General features: G+C 64.0%; 18 protein-coding genes. 6 read left to right on the forward strand and 12 right to left on the reverse strand.

Annotated features, from left to right (window positions below; genetic code table 11):
* The first annotated feature begins 107 nt into the window (after nt 1-107).
* Nucleotides 108-536: a GFA family protein gene (locus FJ974_RS24695; protein ID WP_140538620.1), complete on the forward strand. Its 429-nt coding sequence runs from the start codon at nt 108-110 to the stop codon at nt 534-536.
* Here FJ974_RS24695 and FJ974_RS24700 read toward each other — a convergent pair.
* Together FJ974_RS24700 and FJ974_RS24705 are read right to left on the reverse strand one after the other, a co-directional pair.
* Nucleotides 526-1,500: a hypothetical protein gene (locus FJ974_RS24700; RefSeq protein WP_140538621.1), complete on the reverse strand. Its 975-nt coding sequence runs from the start codon at nt 1,498-1,500 to the stop codon at nt 526-528. The genes FJ974_RS24695 and FJ974_RS24700 overlap by 11 nt on opposite strands.
* Nucleotides 1,501-1,695: 195 nt before the next feature.
* Nucleotides 1,696-2,199: a glycosyltransferase gene (locus FJ974_RS24705; RefSeq protein ID WP_140538622.1), complete on the reverse strand. Its 504-nt coding sequence runs from the start codon at nt 2,197-2,199 to the stop codon at nt 1,696-1,698.
* A gap of 149 nt (nt 2,200-2,348) precedes the next feature.
* Between FJ974_RS24705 and FJ974_RS24710 the strand changes: the two genes are divergently transcribed.
* Together FJ974_RS24710 and FJ974_RS24715 are read left to right on the forward strand one after the other, a co-directional pair.
* Nucleotides 2,349-3,503 (forward strand): PA0069 family radical SAM protein, encoded by a 1,155-nt coding sequence (locus FJ974_RS24710; protein WP_140538623.1) that lies wholly within the window; start codon nt 2,349-2,351, stop codon nt 3,501-3,503.
* Between the two features lie 153 nt (nt 3,504-3,656).
* Nucleotides 3,657-4,355: a ribonuclease HII gene (locus FJ974_RS24715; protein ID WP_140538624.1), complete on the forward strand. Its 699-nt coding sequence runs from the start codon at nt 3,657-3,659 to the stop codon at nt 4,353-4,355.
* 196 nt (nt 4,356-4,551) lie between these two features.
* Here FJ974_RS24715 and FJ974_RS24720 read toward each other — a convergent pair whose 3' ends face one another.
* The 7 genes from FJ974_RS24720 to FJ974_RS24750 all read right to left on the reverse strand — a co-directional run bounded on the left by FJ974_RS24720 (nt 4,552) and on the right by FJ974_RS24750 (nt 10,087).
* Nucleotides 4,552-5,043, reverse strand: coding sequence for a F0F1 ATP synthase subunit B (locus FJ974_RS24720; RefSeq protein ID WP_140538625.1), 492 nt, complete (start codon nt 5,041-5,043; stop codon nt 4,552-4,554).
* A gap of 11 nt (nt 5,044-5,054) precedes the next feature.
* Nucleotides 5,055-5,633, reverse strand: coding sequence for a F0F1 ATP synthase subunit B (locus tag FJ974_RS24725; protein WP_140538626.1), 579 nt, complete (start codon nt 5,631-5,633; stop codon nt 5,055-5,057).
* A 62-nt stretch (nt 5,634-5,695) separates the two neighbouring features.
* Entirely contained in the window at nt 5,696-5,920 is a 225-nt protein-coding gene (locus FJ974_RS24730) for a F0F1 ATP synthase subunit C (RefSeq protein WP_140538627.1), read from the reverse strand.
* A gap of 77 nt (nt 5,921-5,997) precedes the next feature.
* Entirely contained in the window at nt 5,998-6,759 is a 762-nt protein-coding gene (locus tag FJ974_RS24735) for a F0F1 ATP synthase subunit A (RefSeq protein ID WP_140538628.1), read from the reverse strand.
* A 64-nt stretch (nt 6,760-6,823) separates the two neighbouring features.
* Nucleotides 6,824-7,216, reverse strand: a complete 393-nt coding sequence (locus FJ974_RS24740; RefSeq protein WP_140538629.1) for an AtpZ/AtpI family protein — start codon at nt 7,214-7,216, stop codon at nt 6,824-6,826.
* 264 nt (nt 7,217-7,480) lie between these two features.
* A complete protein-coding gene (locus FJ974_RS24745; protein ID WP_140538630.1) occupies nt 7,481-8,665 on the reverse strand; it encodes a cell wall hydrolase in 1,185 nt (394 codons plus the stop codon).
* A 141-nt stretch (nt 8,666-8,806) separates the two neighbouring features.
* Nucleotides 8,807-10,087, reverse strand: a complete 1,281-nt coding sequence (locus FJ974_RS24750; protein ID WP_140538631.1) for an MFS transporter — start codon at nt 10,085-10,087, stop codon at nt 8,807-8,809.
* Between the two features lie 115 nt (nt 10,088-10,202).
* On the opposite strand from FJ974_RS24750, the gene FJ974_RS24755 reads away from it, so the two are divergent.
* The gene (locus tag FJ974_RS24755) at nt 10,203-11,123 is read left to right on the forward strand and encodes a LysR substrate-binding domain-containing protein (protein ID WP_140538637.1); all 921 of its coding nucleotides are present in this window, start codon (nt 10,203-10,205) and stop codon (nt 11,121-11,123) included.
* 131 nt (nt 11,124-11,254) lie between these two features.
* Complete coding sequence (locus FJ974_RS24760) at nt 11,255-12,205, forward strand: IS481 family transposase (protein ID WP_226891378.1); 951 nt, start codon at nt 11,255-11,257, stop codon at nt 12,203-12,205.
* A gap of 147 nt (nt 12,206-12,352) precedes the next feature.
* On the opposite strand, the gene der is transcribed toward FJ974_RS24760, so the two are convergent.
* On the reverse strand, nt 12,353-13,783 hold the full coding sequence (der, locus tag FJ974_RS24765) for a ribosome biogenesis GTPase Der (protein WP_140533238.1): 1,431 nt from the start codon (nt 13,781-13,783) through the stop codon (nt 12,353-12,355).
* 6 nt (nt 13,784-13,789) lie between these two features.
* Nucleotides 13,790-14,455 (reverse strand): tetratricopeptide repeat protein, encoded by a 666-nt coding sequence (locus tag FJ974_RS24770; protein WP_140533237.1) that lies wholly within the window; start codon nt 14,453-14,455, stop codon nt 13,790-13,792.
* A 183-nt stretch (nt 14,456-14,638) separates the two neighbouring features.
* Here FJ974_RS24770 and FJ974_RS24775 point away from each other — a divergent pair, with 183 nt between their 5' ends.
* Entirely contained in the window at nt 14,639-15,664 is a 1,026-nt protein-coding gene (locus FJ974_RS24775) for a polysaccharide deacetylase family protein (RefSeq protein WP_413468366.1), read from the forward strand.
* Between the two features lie 15 nt (nt 15,665-15,679).
* Here FJ974_RS24775 and sbmA read toward each other — a convergent pair whose 3' ends face one another.
* Nucleotides 15,680-16,957, reverse strand: a complete 1,278-nt coding sequence (sbmA, locus tag FJ974_RS24780; protein WP_140533235.1) for a peptide antibiotic transporter SbmA — start codon at nt 16,955-16,957, stop codon at nt 15,680-15,682.
* Nucleotides 16,958-17,037 lie beyond the last annotated feature (80 nt).

The following is a 17,037-nucleotide window of genomic DNA, read 5'->3' on the forward strand; positions in this document are numbered from 1 at the left end:
GTTCGAGATTGCCTTCGCCAGGCAGAATGGCGAGCTCGCCTTCGAAAAGCCATTCCAAGTCCCGTGACTGAAAGTTACCTTGTCTGCGCCAGCAAGGAACTTGTGCGATGGCCATGCATAGCGGCGGATGCCATTGCGGCAACATCCGCCTCAGCTTCTCAACCACGGTCGACCCTGCCCGGATCGAAGTCCGCGCCTGCCAATGCTCGTTCTGCACCCGGCACGGTTCGCGCGCCGCCGCCGATCCAAACGGCCAGTTGGTTATTTCCGTAGAGGACAAAGCGCGGCTGCAGATCTATCGCTTCGGCCTGCGCACCGCCGACTATCTTGTCTGCCGGGAATGCGGTGTCTATGTCGCGGCGATCGCCGGCGACGGCGCCGAGGCCAGGGCGATCGTCATCGTCAACGCGCTGGACGACCGCGAGCGGTTTTCCCGCGAGCCGATCCCGGTGCGCTACGACGCCGAAGGCCGCGAGCAGCGCCTGACCAGACGCCACACCGCCTGGACGCCGGTCAAAGTCACGATCAGCGGATGACCGGCTCGCCATGGAAGCGGCGGCGCGACGGGCGCGAGACGCCGAAGCCGACTTCCATCATCAGCCTTGGCGTATGCGCCGGCACGGTGCCCATGTGGAAGCCGAATGGATCCTCGACAAAGCCAAGGCCGGCCTCGCCGGTCAGCGTGACCGGGCTCTGCGGGCCGTAGACGCCCAGAACCTCTTCGGCCGAGTGCCCGACCAGCAGCGTCAGCTGATGCTTGATCGCCCGGCGCCTGTGGCTGCCGCGGATATAGACATGCGGTCCGGTGCCGGCATCGACCGGCACCAGGTAGAAGAAAAATTTCAGCATGCGCCAGTCGTCGAGGTCGAAATGATATTTGCCGAGCGAGGCGAGGTTCTTGTCGGCGTCGGAGGCCTTGCCGGTCGGGAAGCTCCACCAGACGCGCGTGGTGATCAGCTTGGCCTGGCCGCCGAGATAGTGCTGGGCGATATCGAGCAGCAGCGGATCGTACTGAACGGCGAGCACTGCCTGACAGTCGAGGCTACGCTCGAAATAATGCCCGCTGAGCAGTGAGCGGCCGAAGCGCTTTTCCGCCTCGGCATGCTCGCCGGGCATGAATTCGAGGCGGCGGTCGAAATTGCCGAAACAGGGCGTGCGGCCGGCGAAGGCGCCGATCTCCTCATGGATCGCCCGCGGCAGCATCAGGCCGGAAAACAGCCCATCGGACCGCAGCGCCTCGACAGCAGCGTCGCGCTCGACGCCGGCGAACATGGTCTCATCTGCGTTCTCGAGCGGGCGGGTGCGTTTGGCGCCAAGCCAGTGCATGCGGCGTCCAGGCATGGTGCGCGCCAGCACGAACATCGGCAGCCAGGCCGGGTTCTCACGAAGGTCCGACAGATAGGTCGGGATGCGCACGGCGATGCGGCTGAACAAGCTGCCGTTTCGGGCGATCGCCTCCAGGCTGGCCGTGCCGGATTTGTCTGGGGTAGCAAGATTCATCGGGGGTCCTCGTGATGAACGGCGACCCGACCACGCGTCGGCAGCCTACCGCTCTAGCGTTCCCCAAACCCGATTGTTCCGCACCGAGGAAATTTTAACTCCACCTAATTTTTTGTGCAACGCACAATAGAAGGCACGATCGAGATAGCGCCGAATTTTACCACACTACTCGCTGTGGCCCGCAGAACGGAAACTTCACTTCGGCGGCGCAACCCAGATTTCCGCGTCCAGCCGCTTCGTGGCGAGGCCGCGCGCCAAAGCTTCGGCGCTGCGCGCGCTCTTGGCGAGCGCCGCAGCCTGGCGCTTGCTGATGACAAGCCCTTCGGCGAGCGCGCGGTTGGCGGAAAAGACCCGCGCCAGGAACGGCGCGCGATTTGCCCGCGCGCGTGAAAAGCGCGCCGGCATGGTCTGTCTCGCCATGTGAGCGGCGACCGCTTCGATCCAGCCGTCGGCCAGCCGCGCGCCTGGCTCCAGGATCAGCAGCCAGTCACCCTTGGCCTGGCCGATGCCGGCCGCGATGCCGGCCGCGACATAGTGGCAGCCGGCATGTTCGGCGACGCGATGCGTCTGGTCGGTCGAGCCGGTGTCGCAGACGACGACATCGCGCACGATGCCCTCGACCGCGCCGCCGACCAGCGAGGCGAGCGTGCGGGCAAGGCCCTCTTCGTCGTTGCTGGTTTCGATCAGAACGCTGAGCATCGTCAGCCGAATAGCCGAAAGCCGGACACTGCGCCAGTCGTGCGTTTTGCACGAAAAAGTTCTTGATTTGTTCTCATTGAGGAAATAGGAATAGTTTCATGAACAGAGCGATTCGACAGCCTGCCGACAGTCCCTGGGAGAGGGCGAAAATGGAACAGATCGTACGTGCCGACATTGCCGCTTTCGGAGCTGGCAGAGCCGAGATGGCGAATGCGATGATCGAACAGAGCGGCATGCGGGTGCGGCCGGACCGCAATCGCGGCCGTTCGGCCGGCATCAACCCGTCGGGCCGCTTCGAGCCGGTCAGCCGGCATGTATTCGACGACGGCTGGAATTCGCTGGAGGAATTGCCGCCGTTCAAGACCGAGGTGCAGGTCGAGAAGCCGCGCACCATCATCACCCGCAACGAATCGCCGGATATTTCCTTCGACCGGTCAATCAACCCCTATCGAGGCTGCGAGCATGGCTGCGTCTACTGCTTCGCCAGGCCGACGCATGCCTTCATGGGGCTGTCGCCGGGGCTCGATTTCGAATCGAAACTGTTCGCCAAGCCGGATGCGGCGCGCATGCTCGACAAGGAATTATCGAAGCCTGGCTACCAGCCGCGCACCATCGCCATAGGCACCAACACCGACCCCTATCAGCCGATCGAGAAGCAGTACCGGATCATGCGCGAGATCCTCGAAGTGCTGGAAGCGCGCGGCCACCCAGTCGGCATCGTCACCAAGTCGGCGCTGGTGGTCCGCGACATCGACATATTGTCGCGCATGGCCGAGCGGGGCCTTGCCAAAGTGGCATTGTCGGTGACGACGCTCGACCGCATGCTGGCGAGAACCATGGAACCCCGCGCTTCGACGCCGACCAAGCGGCTGGAGGCGATCAAGCAGCTTGCCGAGGCCGGCGTCCCGGCATCCGTGATGGTGGCGCCGATCGTTCCCGGCCTGACCGATCCGGAGATGGAGCGCATTCTCGATTCGGCGCGCGCCGCCGGCGCCCGCGAAGCCGGCTATGTCGTGCTGCGGCTGCCGCTGGAAGTGGCGCCGATCTTCAAGGACTGGCTGCTGCGCCATTATCCGGACCGCTACCGGCATGTGATGTCGCTGATCCGTTCGATGCGCGACGGCAAGGACTACGATTCGGAATGGGGCAAGCGCATGAAGGGCGCCGGTCCCTATGCCTGGCAGATCGGCCGGCGCTTCGAGATCGCGGCCAAGCGGCTCGGCCTCAATGCCGAGCGGCGGACTCTCAGGACCGATCAGTTCGTCGCGGGAGCCAATGCCAGCGAACAGCTGATGCTGCTTTGACGAAAGAAAAAGCGTGGGCACGCGATGCTGCCCAGGCGCGCAATCCCGTCCGGCCTGTCCCCCGGCCGTGAGACGGTGCCCTCCCGTTCCGACGCCCCATCGGACCCGGAGGGACTTGCGGAGAATCGGAGCCGATGCGAACCTCGCCGCACCATGGCTCGCTCGCGTTCCGATTCTCCGCCCCTGTTTGAAATCGTCGAGAAGCCCGACTTCTCCGTCGAGACGAAGGCGATGGCCGAAGGCCTTTGGCCCGTGGCGGGAATGGATGAGGCCGGGCGAGGGCCGCTCGCCGGGCCGGTGGTCGCCGCCGCCGTGGTGCTGGACCCAACCAACATTCCAGAAGGCCTCGACGATTCCAAGCGCCTCACCCATTTGCAGCGCGAGGCGCTGTTCCTGAAGATCCTGGGCTCGGCGCTCTGCGTTTCGATGGCCTCGATCAGCGCCGAGGGGATCGACAACAGCAACATCCTGAAAGCCAGCCTCGAAGCGATGCGCCGTGCCGTCGCCGGCCTGTCGCTGCGGCCGAAGCTGGCGCTGGCCGACGGCCGCGACGTGCCGCCGGGGCTGCCCTGCGACGGCCGCGCCCTGATCAGGGGCGACCAGCGCTCGCAGTCGATCGCCGCCGCCTCGATCGTCGCCAAGGTGATGCGAGACCGCATGATGTGCGGCTGCGGCGGCCATCACGATCGCTATGGCTTCGAGGTCCATATGGGGTATGCGACGGTCCGACATCGGACCGCGATCGAGGCGCATGGGCCGGTGGCGAGATTGCACCGTGCGTCGTTCGCGCCGTTCCGGCTGGGTAGCGCTGAGGTGGCGGACGAGGAAGAAAGCTTCGCCGGGCTGGAGTGAGCGCCGGCGAGGGTGCGCGTAATCTCCCCCCTTGAGGGGGAGATGGCCGGCAGGCCAGAGGGGGTCGCCTCGCGTGAAGCGCCAACCCTGTTTCTCTAAATTTGGTGTCCGCGCCGAATAGCGTCGCGTCCAGTCGAACCGACCCCCTCTGTCGCCTTCGGCGACATCTCCCCCTCGAGGGGGGAGATCACCTGCATCAGTTCAGCTTGGCTTTCACGTCCTGCAGCGCCGACTTGAACAGATCCGCTCCGGCCTTGGAATCGACCTTGGCGGCAAGCAGCGCGCGGGCCGCTTCGACGGCGATGTCGACCGCGCTGGCGCGAACTTCGCTGACCGCCTCGCGCTCGGCCTGGCCGATCTTCTGCTCGGCAAGCGCGGTGCGCCGCGCGACATAATCCTCGGTCCGCTTTTTCGCCTCGGCGGCGACAAGCTCGGCTTCGCGCTTGGCGGCGGCGACGATGTCGGCGGCCTCCTGCTCGGCTTCCTTGCGCTTCTTCTGATACTGGGCAAGCAGTTGCTGTGCCTCCTCGCGCAGACGGCGGGCTTCTTCCAGTTCGCTGCTGATCTTGGCCGCGCGGGCATCTAGCGACTTGGCCAGCATACCCGGGACCTTCAGGTAGATGACGGCGCCGAGAAAGATGATCAGGGCAATGGTTGCCCAGAGCGTGGCGAGTGATGTGGCGTCCATGATTCCGCTCCTCACCGGCTCGCGGATTTGACCGCGGCCGCGATCTCGGCCTTGTCGGTCTTGCCGCCGACAAGCGCCTCGACGATGGCCGAAGTGGTGTCCTCGGCGATCGTGCCGACTTCCTTCATCGCCCTGGCCTTGATCGAGGCGATGCTCGCCTCGGCCTCGCCGAGCTTCTTTTCGAGCTCCGCCTCGACTTTCTTGCGCGCGGCTTCGGCATCTGCCTTGGCGGCATCGCTCGCCTGCTGGCCGATGGAATTGGCGCGGGCCTTGGCTTCCGCCAGTTCCTGCTCATAGGCGGCAATAGCGGCGTCGCCCTCGCCCTTCAGCCTGGCGGCGTGGTCGAGGTCCTGGGTGATGCGATCGTTGCGGACATCGATGATGCCGCCGACACGCGGCATCACCACACGCTTCAGGAACAAATAGAAGAGCCCGAAGGTGATGACCAGCCACAGGATCTGCGACGGGAAGGTCGCGGCATTGAACGGCGGGAACGTGCCATGCTCGGCAGGCACGGCGGTGCCCGCGTGTGTGTCGCCTTCGGCCGCGGCCGGCGCGGTTTCTTGCGCAAAGGCAGATGTCACGAACATCTCATTCCCCTGTCCATACGGCGGGGCCGCACCATGCGACCCCTTTCGTCAGCGCCTGCTCTTTACTTGAAGACCAGGAGCAGCGCGATCAGGAGCGAGAAAATGCCCAGAGCTTCGGTCACGGCGAAGCCGAAGATCAGGCGGCCGAACTGGCCGTCAGCTGCCGACGGGTTGCGCAGCGCGCCCGAGAGGTAGCTGCCGAAGATGTTGCCGAGGCCGATGCCCGCGCCACCCATGCCGAGGCAAGCGATGCCGGCGCCGATTGCAGCTGCTGCATTTAGTTCCATTTCAAACTCCTGTTGGTTCCGTAGTCGTTGCGGTTGGTACGTCGGGTAAGCTGGCGCCGGGGCGCCGGGTAAATCGATCAGTGGCTCGGGTGCAGAGCGTCGTTCAAATACATGCAGGTCAGCACGGCAAAGACGTAGGCCTGCAGGAAAGCCACCAGCAATTCCAGCGCCGTCAGCGCGACCGCCATGGCGAGCGGCAGCACCGAGCCGGCGATACCGATGGCGCCGAACGCACTGAGGCTGACGACGAAGCCCGAAAACACTTTCAGCGTGATGTGGCCGGCCAGCATATTGGCGAAAAGACGAACCGAGAGGCTGACGGGGCGCGAGACGAAGGAAATGATTTCGATCGCCACCACCAGCGGCAAAAGAAAGACCGGCACGCCCTGCGGCACGAACAGCTTGAGGAAACCGAGGCCGTGCTGGCTGAAGCCGTAGACGACGACAGTGCCGATGACCAGCGCGGCCAGCGTGAAGGTGACGATGATATGGCTGGTGACGGTGAAGAAATAAGGGAACAGGCCGAGCAGGTTGGCGACCAGCACGAACATGAACAGCGAAAACACCAGCGGGAAGAACTTCATGCCCTGCTTGCCCGCCGCATCGCGCAGCATGTTGCTGACGAACTCGTAGGCCATTTCAGAGACCGACTGCAGGCGGCCCGGGATGAGACTGCGGCTGGACGTGGTCAGGTAAAGGAAGGCCGAAGCGACGACGATGGTCAGGACCATGAACAGGGAGGAATTGGTGAAGGAGACGTCATAGCCGCCGATGTGAAGCGGAATGATCGGATGGATCTGGAACTGGTGGATCGGATCGACCTTGTCAGCAGCAGCCACTTTTAATCCCCGTCAAAGCCGCAACCGGCTTCTTAAGTTCACTTCGCGCCTTGCGGCGCCTACTTCATTGCTTCGGCTGGCGCGGCTTGCCGCCCTGGCCGAATTCCGGTGCAAGTCCCGCCGAACGCAGGACATTGAGTATAGCGGCACCAAAGCCCAGCAACAGGCCGGCGATCAGACCCCATGGCGCCGTTCCCGCCAGGCGGTCGATGATCCAGCCCAAGCCGACACCGACCACCACTCCGGCGATGAACTCGCTGGACAGCTTCAGTGCCTGACCGTAACCGGTCGCAGCTTTCGCTTCGTCATTCCCCTCGAGCCGGTCCGTGCGTCTTGTCGCAAGCGATGTTTCAAGCTCGCGCCGGCGGCGCTCAAGTTCGTCGTCGCGGATGGTGGCTTCATGCTGCTGGCCGCGGCCGGTTTGTCCGGTTCCGTCTGGCCCGTTCTTGTCGGCCATCGCAACCCCCTGCCCGGTCAGACTATCGCCGTCCGTCCGCTTGTAAAGTCGCCGGCAACATAGTTAGAGGGTTTGCGCCCGTCAAGCCACGGGCAGAACTTCGGCTCGATGTATTTTGTCTAACGAAATCAATAACTTATTCAGGTGCGACATCGTGCCCGTCGCGCCTATGCGAGGACTCGGGACGAATCCGCGCGGCGGGGCGCACCGACCGGCGCATGCAGGAAACCGCGAAGAGCCCGGCCGGAGGCAGCGCCCGAGCGCTCAGCTCCAGCCGCCGCCATAGGTGCGGTAGAAGATGTGCAGGCCGATCCTGGTCATGCGCTGCATGGCGCGCGCCCAGCCGGGATGGACATAATTGGCGTAGTAATGCGTCGAGGAGCCGACCTCGGGAATGAAGATCTTGCCGGCGGTCACCGCCATGGCGACATCCTGGGCGGTCTTGTACGCTTCCGGATCGTCGATACGCTTCTTGCGGCCGTCGCAGGCGAAGGAGAACTGGCAGCGGTTGAACCAGTTGTCGTTCTGATAGACGACACCGCAGATCGTCTTGGGATAGGCCGGATTGCGGACGCGGTTGAGGATCACCTGCGCGACCGCGGCCTGGCCACGAACAGGCTCGCTGCGCGCCTCGAAATAGATCCCCTTGGCGAGGCATGCCTGTTCCGGCATCGAGAAAACGCTCGCCGGCAGCGGGTTCTGCATCCACGCATGGTCGCCCTTGCCCATCGGCGGGATGAAGCGGCCGTTGCTGGGATCTTCGTCCTGCAGCAGCGCCTCGAAGGGCGAAGCTTTCGCATAGTCGGGCGCCGACTGGGCATAGGCGGTGGCGAGGATATCCGGCCTGTCGTTGTTGACGAGCGCGGCAAGGGCGGCCGGCACGCCGGGATCGGGCTTCTTGTCTTCGCGGATGTGGAAGGCCTGGGCGATCTGCACTTCCTTGCCCTTGATCTGCGGCCTGGCGAAAGCGAGCTTCAGGCCGCTGTCCATGCTCGGGCGAAGCAGCGAGGACGTCCGCTCGAAGATCGAGCCGGCGCTGAAATTCTTCGGCGGCGCGACAGGCGAGACCTGGATGATGCGGCCCTTCTTATCGGCGCGCATGACGCGGTCCTCATCGGGTGTAGCACCGGCGACATTGCCCTTGCCGCGAAAGGCGACCGCGCCGACACCGGGCAGCTTCACGCCGGAGCCGGAGAGCGAGCCGGTGGAGGCGGAATCGACGAACGGCATTTCGGCGGCATGCACCGAGCCGGCGGCGGATTTTTCGACATAGGCGTTCCAGCGGGCGTTGGGCTGCTCCAGGCCGGAAATCAGGCTCGTCATATCCTGATAGGCGACCACCGAGGGAAAGCCGACCCAGATGCCGAGGCCAAGTAGCACAGGAGGAAGGACAGAACGTTTCTTCTCACCGGCGGCGGCCAAAAGCCGCTTCAAAACGCGTCGATGCACGGAACTCTCCAGGAACGCTACTGACCCGACTGGAGAGCCAAAATGATGCATTAACCTTGATGGTGGGTTAACGGCATCGATCGTGTTTATTTTATGTTGAAGCGAGCCGGCTTCCTGCTTACGCAGAAAGCCGGCGAAAAATCAGGCCCGCCGAAGGAAGGTCGGCCAGGCGACCGCCGCGCAGATGGCGGCCGCAAACCACACGCCCGGCCATGCGCAGAAAAGCAAAAGCCAGGGAATGGCGATCGGCACCAGACAGAAGCTGAGAAAGACGAAACTGTTGCCCAGGCTGAGCGCGGTGCCGACATGGCCGGCGCCGGCCAGCGTAGCGAGTTCGGTATAGGCGACGCCATGCCAGGCCGAGACGCAGATGCCGGCGACGACCACCATGAAGGGAAGCATCGGCAGCAGCGCCGGGTGCGCGCTGGCGGCGAGCACCAGCAGCCAGAGGGTCGCAAAGGCCAGCGCGCTGAGCAGGCTGCATAGCCTCAGGAACGGACGGCGGTTGCCATGGCGGTCGGTGAAGCGGCCGCTCCAGACGCGCATCACCATGGCGCCGGTCTGCACGGCGACAAGCGTTGCGCTTGTCACCCATGTGCCCATGCCAGCGAAATCGTGCAGGAAGACGGAAGCGAAGGTTAGCACAGCCACCTGCGGGAAGCAGAGCAGGCCGATGGCCGCCGAGAGGCGCCAGACCTCGATGTTGCGCAGTGGCGGCGGACCATTCGTCACAGCAGCCGCAGCGAGGCCCCCGCCTTCGGCCGGCGGCTCGTGCAGCCAGCGCCAAGCGAAAAAGGCAGACAAAGCGGAGACGACGGCAAGCAGGCCGAAGACGGCGGCGAAGCCGCAAGCCGAGGCAAGCGACGGCAAGACGAGCGCGCCGAGGCCGCCGCCGAACGGCACCGCCGTCTGCCTGATGCTCATGGCAAAGCCGCGCTCGCCTTCGCGGAACCAGCCCATGATGGCGCGGCCGCTGGAGCCGTTGACGCTGCCGCCGAGCAGACCGGTGAGGAGCAGGCTTGCCGAGAGCAGCGTGACACCGGGAATGGCAGCCTTCGTCGGTACGACGAGCAATGCCATGATCAAAAGCCACGCCGCCGTTGCGCCGAGCCCGGTCAGAAGCACGCGGCGGTCGCCCCATCGATCGGTGAGCACGCCCCAGGGCAACTCGCTCAAGGCGACGCCGAGACCGAGAAGGCCGAGCGCCAGGCCGAGCGCGGCATTGTCGAGATGATAGCCCTGACGCATCAGCACCGCCGTTGCCGGTATGCCGGCAAAGGTGGCGCTAAAGGCGGCATTGCTGGCGACGCCGATGCCCAGAACCTTCCAGCGGTGATTGGGCCCAAAGGTCCTGCCGGCGGAGCCGACAGCTACGGCTTTATCCGGAGATTGGCCGTCGTTGCATGTGGCGATAATGGACATGATACGGTTCCCATGGCGCCAGTTGCCCGGCTTGACGGCCACGGTTTATCGCCATAACTTCGTCCATAAAATCAGGAAGTTTTTGATGAACAATCCCGAAAAGTGGGATTATCATATGCGGCGCGTGACCTTCGACCTCGATGTCCTACGGACCTTCGTCACCGGCATGGAGCTGGGCAGCTTCGCCAGGGCTGCTGACAGGCTCGGTCGCTCGACCTCGGCCGTCAGCGCGCAATTGAAGAAGCTGGAGGAGCAGGCGGCGACACCGATCTTCCGCAAGGCGGGGCGCGGCCTGGCGCTGACGGAAGCCGGCGAAACCATGCTCGGCTACGCGCGGCGGCTGATGGAGCTCAATGACGAGGCGGCCTCCGCCATCCGCGACGTCGAGTTGGAGGGCTGGGTGCGGCTCGGCCTGCAGGAGGATTTCGGCGAGGCGGTGCTGCCGGAAGTGCTCGGCCGCTTCGCCCGCACGCATCCCAAAGTGAGAATCGAGGCGCGGATCGCGCGCAGCCACGAGCTTACCGAACGGATCATGGCGGGCAGTCTCGACATTGCGCTCGCCTGGAACGACGGCGCGGTCCTGCCCTACAGCCGCCATGTCGCCGACGTGCAGACGCGCTGGATCGGCCCGGCCAAGCCGATCGAGATCGGCTCGCGTGGCGGCGAAGCGTTGCCGCTGGTGGTGTTCGAAGCGCCCTGCCTGCTGCGCACGGTGGCGACCGAGACGCTCGACCGCGCCGGCCTCGCCTGGCGCATGGCCTTCTCAAGCCCCAGCCTCGGCGGCATCTGGGCAGCTGTCGCGGCGGGGCTTGGGCTGACGATCCGCACCGATATCGGTCTGCCTGCCAACGTCCGGCCGATCGCGCCGGGCTCGCTTGGGCTGCCGGCCCTGCCGAAACTGGCGCTTCAGTTGTATCGGAAGGACGCCGAGCTAGATCCGGTGGCGAGGCGGCTGGCGGATATTCTTTTACAGGCGGCGCTGGAGGCGCTGCCGGAGGATGCTGAGATGAAGGAGAAGCTGCCAGAGGTTGCTTAGTCTCTTGGCCGACGCCTATCGAGTTCGTCATCCTAGGGCGAAGCAAGGAGCGAAGCGACGCGCGCAGACCCTAGGTGTTTCATCCCAGGCTTTAATGGTTCATTATTTTCCCCCGATTGGAAGGAGGCACTATGGGCCAGGTTCTGCATGGGCGCGCCACGACGACAGAGGCAATCCGTCGAGCAATACAAAATAGTCAAGAGAGCCTGAGGAAGCTGTCCAAGCGCTACGGGATCGATCCGAAGACGGTTGCCAAATGGAAGGGGCGAACTTCGGTCGCTGATCTGCCGACTGGTCCCAAAGCCCCGAAGTCGACGGTGCTGTCGATCGAGGAAGAGGCTGTCATCGTCGCTTTCCGCCGGCATACGCTGTTGCCCCTGGATGATTGTCTCTATGCGCTGCAGCCAACGATCCCGAACCTGACGCGCTCGTCATTGCATCGCTGTCTGCAGCGTCATGGCATTTCGAGATTGCCCGAGGTTGAAGGCGACAAGCAGCCCAAGAAGAAGTTCAAGGCCTATCCGATTGGCTATTTCCACATCGACATCGCCGAGGTGCAGACCGCCGAGGGCAAGCTATATCTCTTCGTGGCCATCGACCGAACCTGCAAGTTCACCTACGTCGAACTCCACACGCGGGCCACAAAAATGATCGCGGCCGAGTTCCTGCGCCACCTCATCCAGGCAGTTCCCTACCAGATCCACACGATCCTCACCGACAACGGCGTCCAGTTCAAAAACCGCGAGCAGGACCGCACCGCCATGGAGCACATCTTCGGGCGCACCTGCCGCGACAACGGCACCGAGCATCGTACCACCAAGGTGAAGCATCCCTGGACCAACGGCCAGGTCGAGCGAATGAACCGCACCATCAAGGACGCGACCGTCAAGCGCTTCCACTACGACGATCACGACCAATTGCGACAGCAACTCAACGACTTCGTCGCAGCCTACAATTTCGGCCGGCGACTGAAGACCCTCAAGGGCATCACTCCCTTCGAGTTCATCTGCAATGTCTGGAAAAAAGAGCCTGAGCGGTTCAGACTCGATCCAATCCATCAAATGCCGGGACTAAACAAGTAGGATCCATGCCGTTGCCTCGCGCGAGGAAAGCAGCGGAGCAGAATTCTGCACCTAGCAGCGCCCTGACGTCACGGCATGGATCCTAGGGTCTCCGCTTCGCTTCGCCCTCGGATGACGACCGGAGGGGGCGCCGCCGATCCCAAAGCCTCAGCGCTTCTTCGCCCTACCCGCGAACGGATTGTCCGAGGTGCGCAGCGCCATGCGGATCGGCACGCCCGGCATGTCGAAGGCCTCGCGCAGGCTGTTCGACAGATAGCGAACATAGGATTGCGGCATGGCGTCCGGCCGCGAGCAGGAAACGACGAAGCCCGGCGGGCGGGTCTTGGCCTGGGTGACATATTTGATCTTCAGCCGGCGGCCGGCGACGGCGGGCGGCGGATGATGCGCCAGGATGCCTTCCAGCCAGCGGTTGAGCTTGCCGGTCGAGACCCGGCTGTTCCACACCTTGTGCGTCCTGATGACTGATTCCATCAGCCTGTCGAGGCCGCGCCCGGTCTCGGCCGAGACCGTCACCGCCTGGATGCCGCGTACCTGCGGCAGCAGCCGCCCGGTTTTTTCGCGCAGCTCGGCCAGAAGCTCCTGCGGGTTGTCGATCAGGTCCCATTTGTTGAAAGCGATCACCGGCGCGCGGCCCTCGCGGATGATCAGGTCGGCGATCTGCAGGTCTTGCTTCTCGAAGGGAATGGTGGCGTCGAGCACGATGATGACGATCTCGGCGAAGCGGATGGCGCGCAGCCCGTCCTGCACCGACATCGCCTCCAGCTTTTCGTGGATCCTGGCCTTGCGCCGCATGCCGGCGGTGTCGAACAGCTTTATGCGCCGACCGCGCCAGTCCCAGTCGACGGAGATCGAATCGCGGGTGATGCCGGCCTCAGGGCCGGTCAGCAGCCGCTCCTCGCCGATCAGCGCGTTGATCAGCGTCGACTTGCCGGCATTGGGGCGGCCGACGACGGCGATGCGCAGCGGCTTGGTGTCGTCATAGGCGGGCTCGGCGTCGGGATCGGCGATATCCTCGCCGACCAGCACTTCGCTCACCGCAAGCTCGTCGCTCGCTTCTTCCTCGTCCTCGCCGAAGGCGCGCTCCTCGCCAAGGGCGGCGATCACCGCGTCGCGCAGATCGGGCAAGCCCTGGCCATGCTCGGCCGAGACCGGGATCGGCTCGCCGAGGCCGAGTTCCCAGGCCTCCAGCATCCCCCCTTGAGCGCCACGCGCTTCCGCCTTGTTGGCGACCAGCACGACCGGCTTGCCGGACTTGCGCACGATTTCGGCGAAGGTGCGGTCGTCCGGCATCAAGCCGGATTTGGCATCGACGGTGAAGAAGATCAGGTCCGCCTCGCGGATGGCGATCTCGGTCTGCTGGCGCATGCGGCCGGGCAGCGTCGAGGCGGCCGCGTCCTCGAAGCCGGCGGTGTCGATGACGTCGAAATGTAGATCGTAAAGCTTGGCGGCGTGGACGCGACGGTCTCGCGTCACGCCCGGCGTGTCGTCGACAAGCGCCAGCTTCCTTCCCACCAGCCGATTGAAAAGAGTCGATTTGCCGACGTTAGGCCGGCCGATGATGGCTACCTTGAATGACATCCGGGGTCACGACGCGCTGCCCGAACCGCGGATCAGTTCGGACATCAGCTGCGCCCGCTGGCGTGAGTTGCGCGGGGCGCCGTCATCCGAAGCGATCTGGTCGAACAATTTCAACGCATCCTGCGACTTGCCTTCCTTCCAGGCGGCAAGGCCGAGCGCCTCGCGCGCGGCGTGGCGCAGCGGATTGGTGTCGGCGGTCAGCGCCTCGACGCGGCTGGAAACATCGGCGAAGGACCCACGGTCGACAAGCAGCAGCGCTGCCCTGAGCCGCGCCATGTCGCGGATGCCGGCGGGAATGGCGGTGTCGGCAGCGACCTCGTCGAAATCCTTGACGGCGGCGTCGACCTCGCCCTTGTCGGCCTTGACGGTCGCGGCGCGCATACGGGCGAGCAGCGGATAGGCGCCGTAGCCATCCTTCTCCAGCTGATCGAATGCGGCGATCGCTTCGTCGTTCTTGCCGTCACTGGCAAGCTTGAGGGCCTGCGAGAAGGCATCGCCCGAGCGGTTGGCGCGGGTCTCGTCCCAATAGCGGTAGCCGACGACGGCAGCGGTGCCGAGCACCACCAGAATGGCAAGGCCGAGGATGGCCGGGCCAAACCGGTCCCACAGCGCCTGCGCCTGATCGCGACGAATCTCTTCGTTTACTTCGCGGATAAAACTGTCGTCCGACATCAATCAAAACCATTGCGGCCCCGGAGGGGGCGCTTCTTGAGCCCGCGTTTTAGCGAAATTTTGTCGGCATGGAAGGGGGCGGCCCGGAAAATCGGCGGATGAGCCAAGCTGCCCATGGCCAGGCCGGAACGCATCGGCGCCACATTTGAGCGATAGCCGGCTCTGCAACGGCCCGAAGGGGGGATCAGATTGTCAATGTCACGTTCGTTGCGCGTTGTCGCGCTTTGTCTCGGCTCGCTTGCCTGCGCCGGTTCAGCCTTCGCCGATCCGCCGAAGCCACCGACGCCCGTGGCGGTGGCGCCCAAACAGATCATCCTCATCTCCTTCGATGCCGCCCGCGAGATCTCGCAGTGGGAACGCAGCCGCGCGTTGGCGAAGCGCACCGGCGCGCATTTCACCTACTTTCTCTCCTGCGTGTTCCTGCTCTCGCCGGAAACACGCTTGCAATATGCCGGGCCCGGCAAGGCCGCCGGCAAATCCAATGTCGGCTTTGCCGCCTCGAGGCAGGAGGTCGCCGACCGGCTGGAGGAGATCCGGCTCGCGGCCGCCGAAGGTCACGACATCGGTAGCCATGCCTGCGGTCATTTCGACGGCAAGGACTGGAGCAAGGCCGATTGGCTGGCGGAATTCGGCTCTGTGCGGCGCGTTCTCGAAAATGCCTATGCAATCAACGGCATCTCACCAGAACCGGCCGACTGGCGCGACTTCGCGCGCCACGCCGTTGTCGGTTTCCGCGCGCCTTACCTGTCGGCCAACAAGGCGCTCTACGAAGCGCTGCCCGAGGCCGGCTTCCAATACGACGCCAGTGGCGTTTCGAAAGGCCCAGAGCTGCCGCCGATCAAGAGCGGCCTGACGCACTTCGCCCTGCCGCTTATCCCGGAGGGACCGAACGCGAAGCCGGTGATCGCGATGGACTATAACCTCTATGTCCGCCATTCCGGCGGCTTCGAGAAGCCAGCCATGGCGGGCGAGTTCGCCGATCATGCCTACCAGGCGTTCCGCGCGGCCTTCGACGCCCAGTACAACGGCAAGCGCATTCCGCTGGAGCTCGGCTTCCACTTCACCCAGATGAACGATGGCGCCTACTGGGACGCGCTGGAGCGCTTCGCGGATGAAGTCTGCGTCAAAGCGGACGTCGAATGCATCAGTTTTCGCGATTATGTCGAGCGGCAACGCGCCGGCGAAAGGCAAGCGGCCGTGGGCGGCTGACTAAACTAGCCGCGCCTAGCTTGCTGGCTGATCTTCAGGACGCATACCTGCTTGCTCGCGCTCCAGATAATGCTGGTCGATATCCGGCAGCGGCTCGCCCTGCAGCGTCGCTTCGAAGGCACGCAAACGTTTGTGCACGGACTGCAGCTCGACAATCGTTGACCAGGAATTGAGCAAGAATTGCAGCGAATTCGTCACCTTGCCGAACGCGTTCGAGATCTGGTTCAGGGCGCCGAACGTGATCTTATGCGCAACCAGCGAGGGTCCCAGGATGAGCAACGAGAAGATATTGTCGGCCTGCAGATAGGTGTAACGGACGACGTTGAAATAGATATAGTGGAAATAAAGCCTGAAATAATTGTGGCGGACATTGGCGAACAGTTCCGCCGTCGTTGCCGGCTGCGCTCGGTCGGCATGGTCTTCGCCGTAGACGAGTTCCTTGCGATAGGCGGCCTCGACGCGTTGGTTGCGGAACTGCAGGCCCGGCAGCTTGAGACCGGCGACCATGACGGAAATCGTTCCGAACAGACACCAGCCCAATGCGGCTACGACCAAAGGCTGGGGGACCGCGCCGATGATCGGCAGCTCGGTAATGTGGGCCTGCAATTGAATCAAGACCGGCAGAAAGGCAATCAGGGTCATGATCGACTGGACGAAGGTCGAGCCCAGATCCTCCATGATCTGCGAGAAGCGCATTGTGTCTTCCTGGATACGCTGCGCGGCGCCCTCGATGTGGCGCAGCCGGCCCCAGTTCGTCATGAAGTAATCGTTCATGGCCGTGCGCCAGCGGAAGATCCAGTGGCTCACAATGAAGGCATTGACCACCTGCACATTCATGCCGACCAGCGCCAGCCAGGAGAAGTCGGCTAGTCCTATGTAAAATTCCGAGTCAGTCGACGCTGTCGTCCCCGACATCAAGCCCTGCACGTAGTCGAAGAAGGGCCCGTACCAGTTGTTGACCGCAACCGAAACCTGCACGTTGAAATAGATGAAGAACAGGATGACGGCGGTCATCAGGATCGACCAGTTCTGCCAAGGATGCGGGGCATACCAGCTCCAGAACGCGTAGAAGATCGCCACGCAGGCCGCAAAGTAGAGGTAGAACCACAGGAACGGCTTCGACCACAAAACAGCGATGCCGATGATGGTCGGCGTGCCGGCCGCCGCTGGAGGCAGGCCGATGACAGCGCCCAACTGCTCACCGCCGAAGAACCAGAACAGGATGGCGGCAAGGCTCCAGACGGCGGCCGAGGTGAAAAAGAGCTTCGGCTGCGGGAAGAAAGATACGAACACTGTGGCGGGTTTCCTCGGTCTGAGCGCAAATCAGCGGCGTTGCTGGTCGGCGGGCATAAGGTCACACATTAGCGGGAAAG

This window comes from Mesorhizobium sp. B1-1-8 (assembly GCF_006442795.2).
In the GTDB taxonomy this organism is placed as follows: Bacteria; Pseudomonadota; Alphaproteobacteria; order Rhizobiales; family Rhizobiaceae; genus Mesorhizobium.

What these genes read in the sequence shown, in the direction of transcription:
- FJ974_RS24695 (WP_140538620.1), top strand. Translation starts at nt 108, where the DNA reads ATGGCCATGCATAGCGGCGGATGCCATTGCGGCAACATCCGCCTCAGC.
- FJ974_RS24740 (WP_140538629.1), bottom strand. Translation starts at nt 7,216, where the DNA reads ATGGCCGACAAGAACGGGCCAGACGGAACCGGACAAACCGGCCGCGGC.
- FJ974_RS24755 (WP_140538637.1), top strand. Translation starts at nt 10,203, where the DNA reads ATGCGGCGCGTGACCTTCGACCTCGATGTCCTACGGACCTTCGTCACC.
- FJ974_RS24705 (WP_140538622.1), bottom strand. Translation starts at nt 2,199, where the DNA reads ATGCTCAGCGTTCTGATCGAAACCAGCAACGACGAAGAGGGCCTTGCC.
- FJ974_RS24700 (WP_140538621.1), bottom strand. Translation starts at nt 1,500, where the DNA reads ATGAATCTTGCTACCCCAGACAAATCCGGCACGGCCAGCCTGGAGGCG.
- FJ974_RS24770 (WP_140533237.1), bottom strand. Translation starts at nt 14,455, where the DNA reads ATGTCGGACGACAGTTTTATCCGCGAAGTAAACGAAGAGATTCGTCGC.
- FJ974_RS24750 (WP_140538631.1), bottom strand. Translation starts at nt 10,087, where the DNA reads ATGTCCATTATCGCCACATGCAACGACGGCCAATCTCCGGATAAAGCC.
- FJ974_RS24760 (WP_226891378.1), top strand. Translation starts at nt 11,255, where the DNA reads ATGGGCCAGGTTCTGCATGGGCGCGCCACGACGACAGAGGCAATCCGT.
- FJ974_RS24720 (WP_140538625.1), bottom strand. Translation starts at nt 5,043, where the DNA reads ATGGACGCCACATCACTCGCCACGCTCTGGGCAACCATTGCCCTGATC.
- FJ974_RS24715 (WP_140538624.1), top strand. Translation starts at nt 3,657, where the DNA reads ATGGCTCGCTCGCGTTCCGATTCTCCGCCCCTGTTTGAAATCGTCGAG.
- FJ974_RS24710 (WP_140538623.1), top strand. Translation starts at nt 2,349, where the DNA reads ATGGAACAGATCGTACGTGCCGACATTGCCGCTTTCGGAGCTGGCAGA.
- FJ974_RS24725 (WP_140538626.1), bottom strand. Translation starts at nt 5,633, where the DNA reads ATGTTCGTGACATCTGCCTTTGCGCAAGAAACCGCGCCGGCCGCGGCC.
- der (WP_140533238.1), bottom strand. Translation starts at nt 13,783, where the DNA reads ATGTCATTCAAGGTAGCCATCATCGGCCGGCCTAACGTCGGCAAATCG.
- FJ974_RS24730 (WP_140538627.1), bottom strand. Translation starts at nt 5,920, where the DNA reads ATGGAACTAAATGCAGCAGCTGCAATCGGCGCCGGCATCGCTTGCCTC.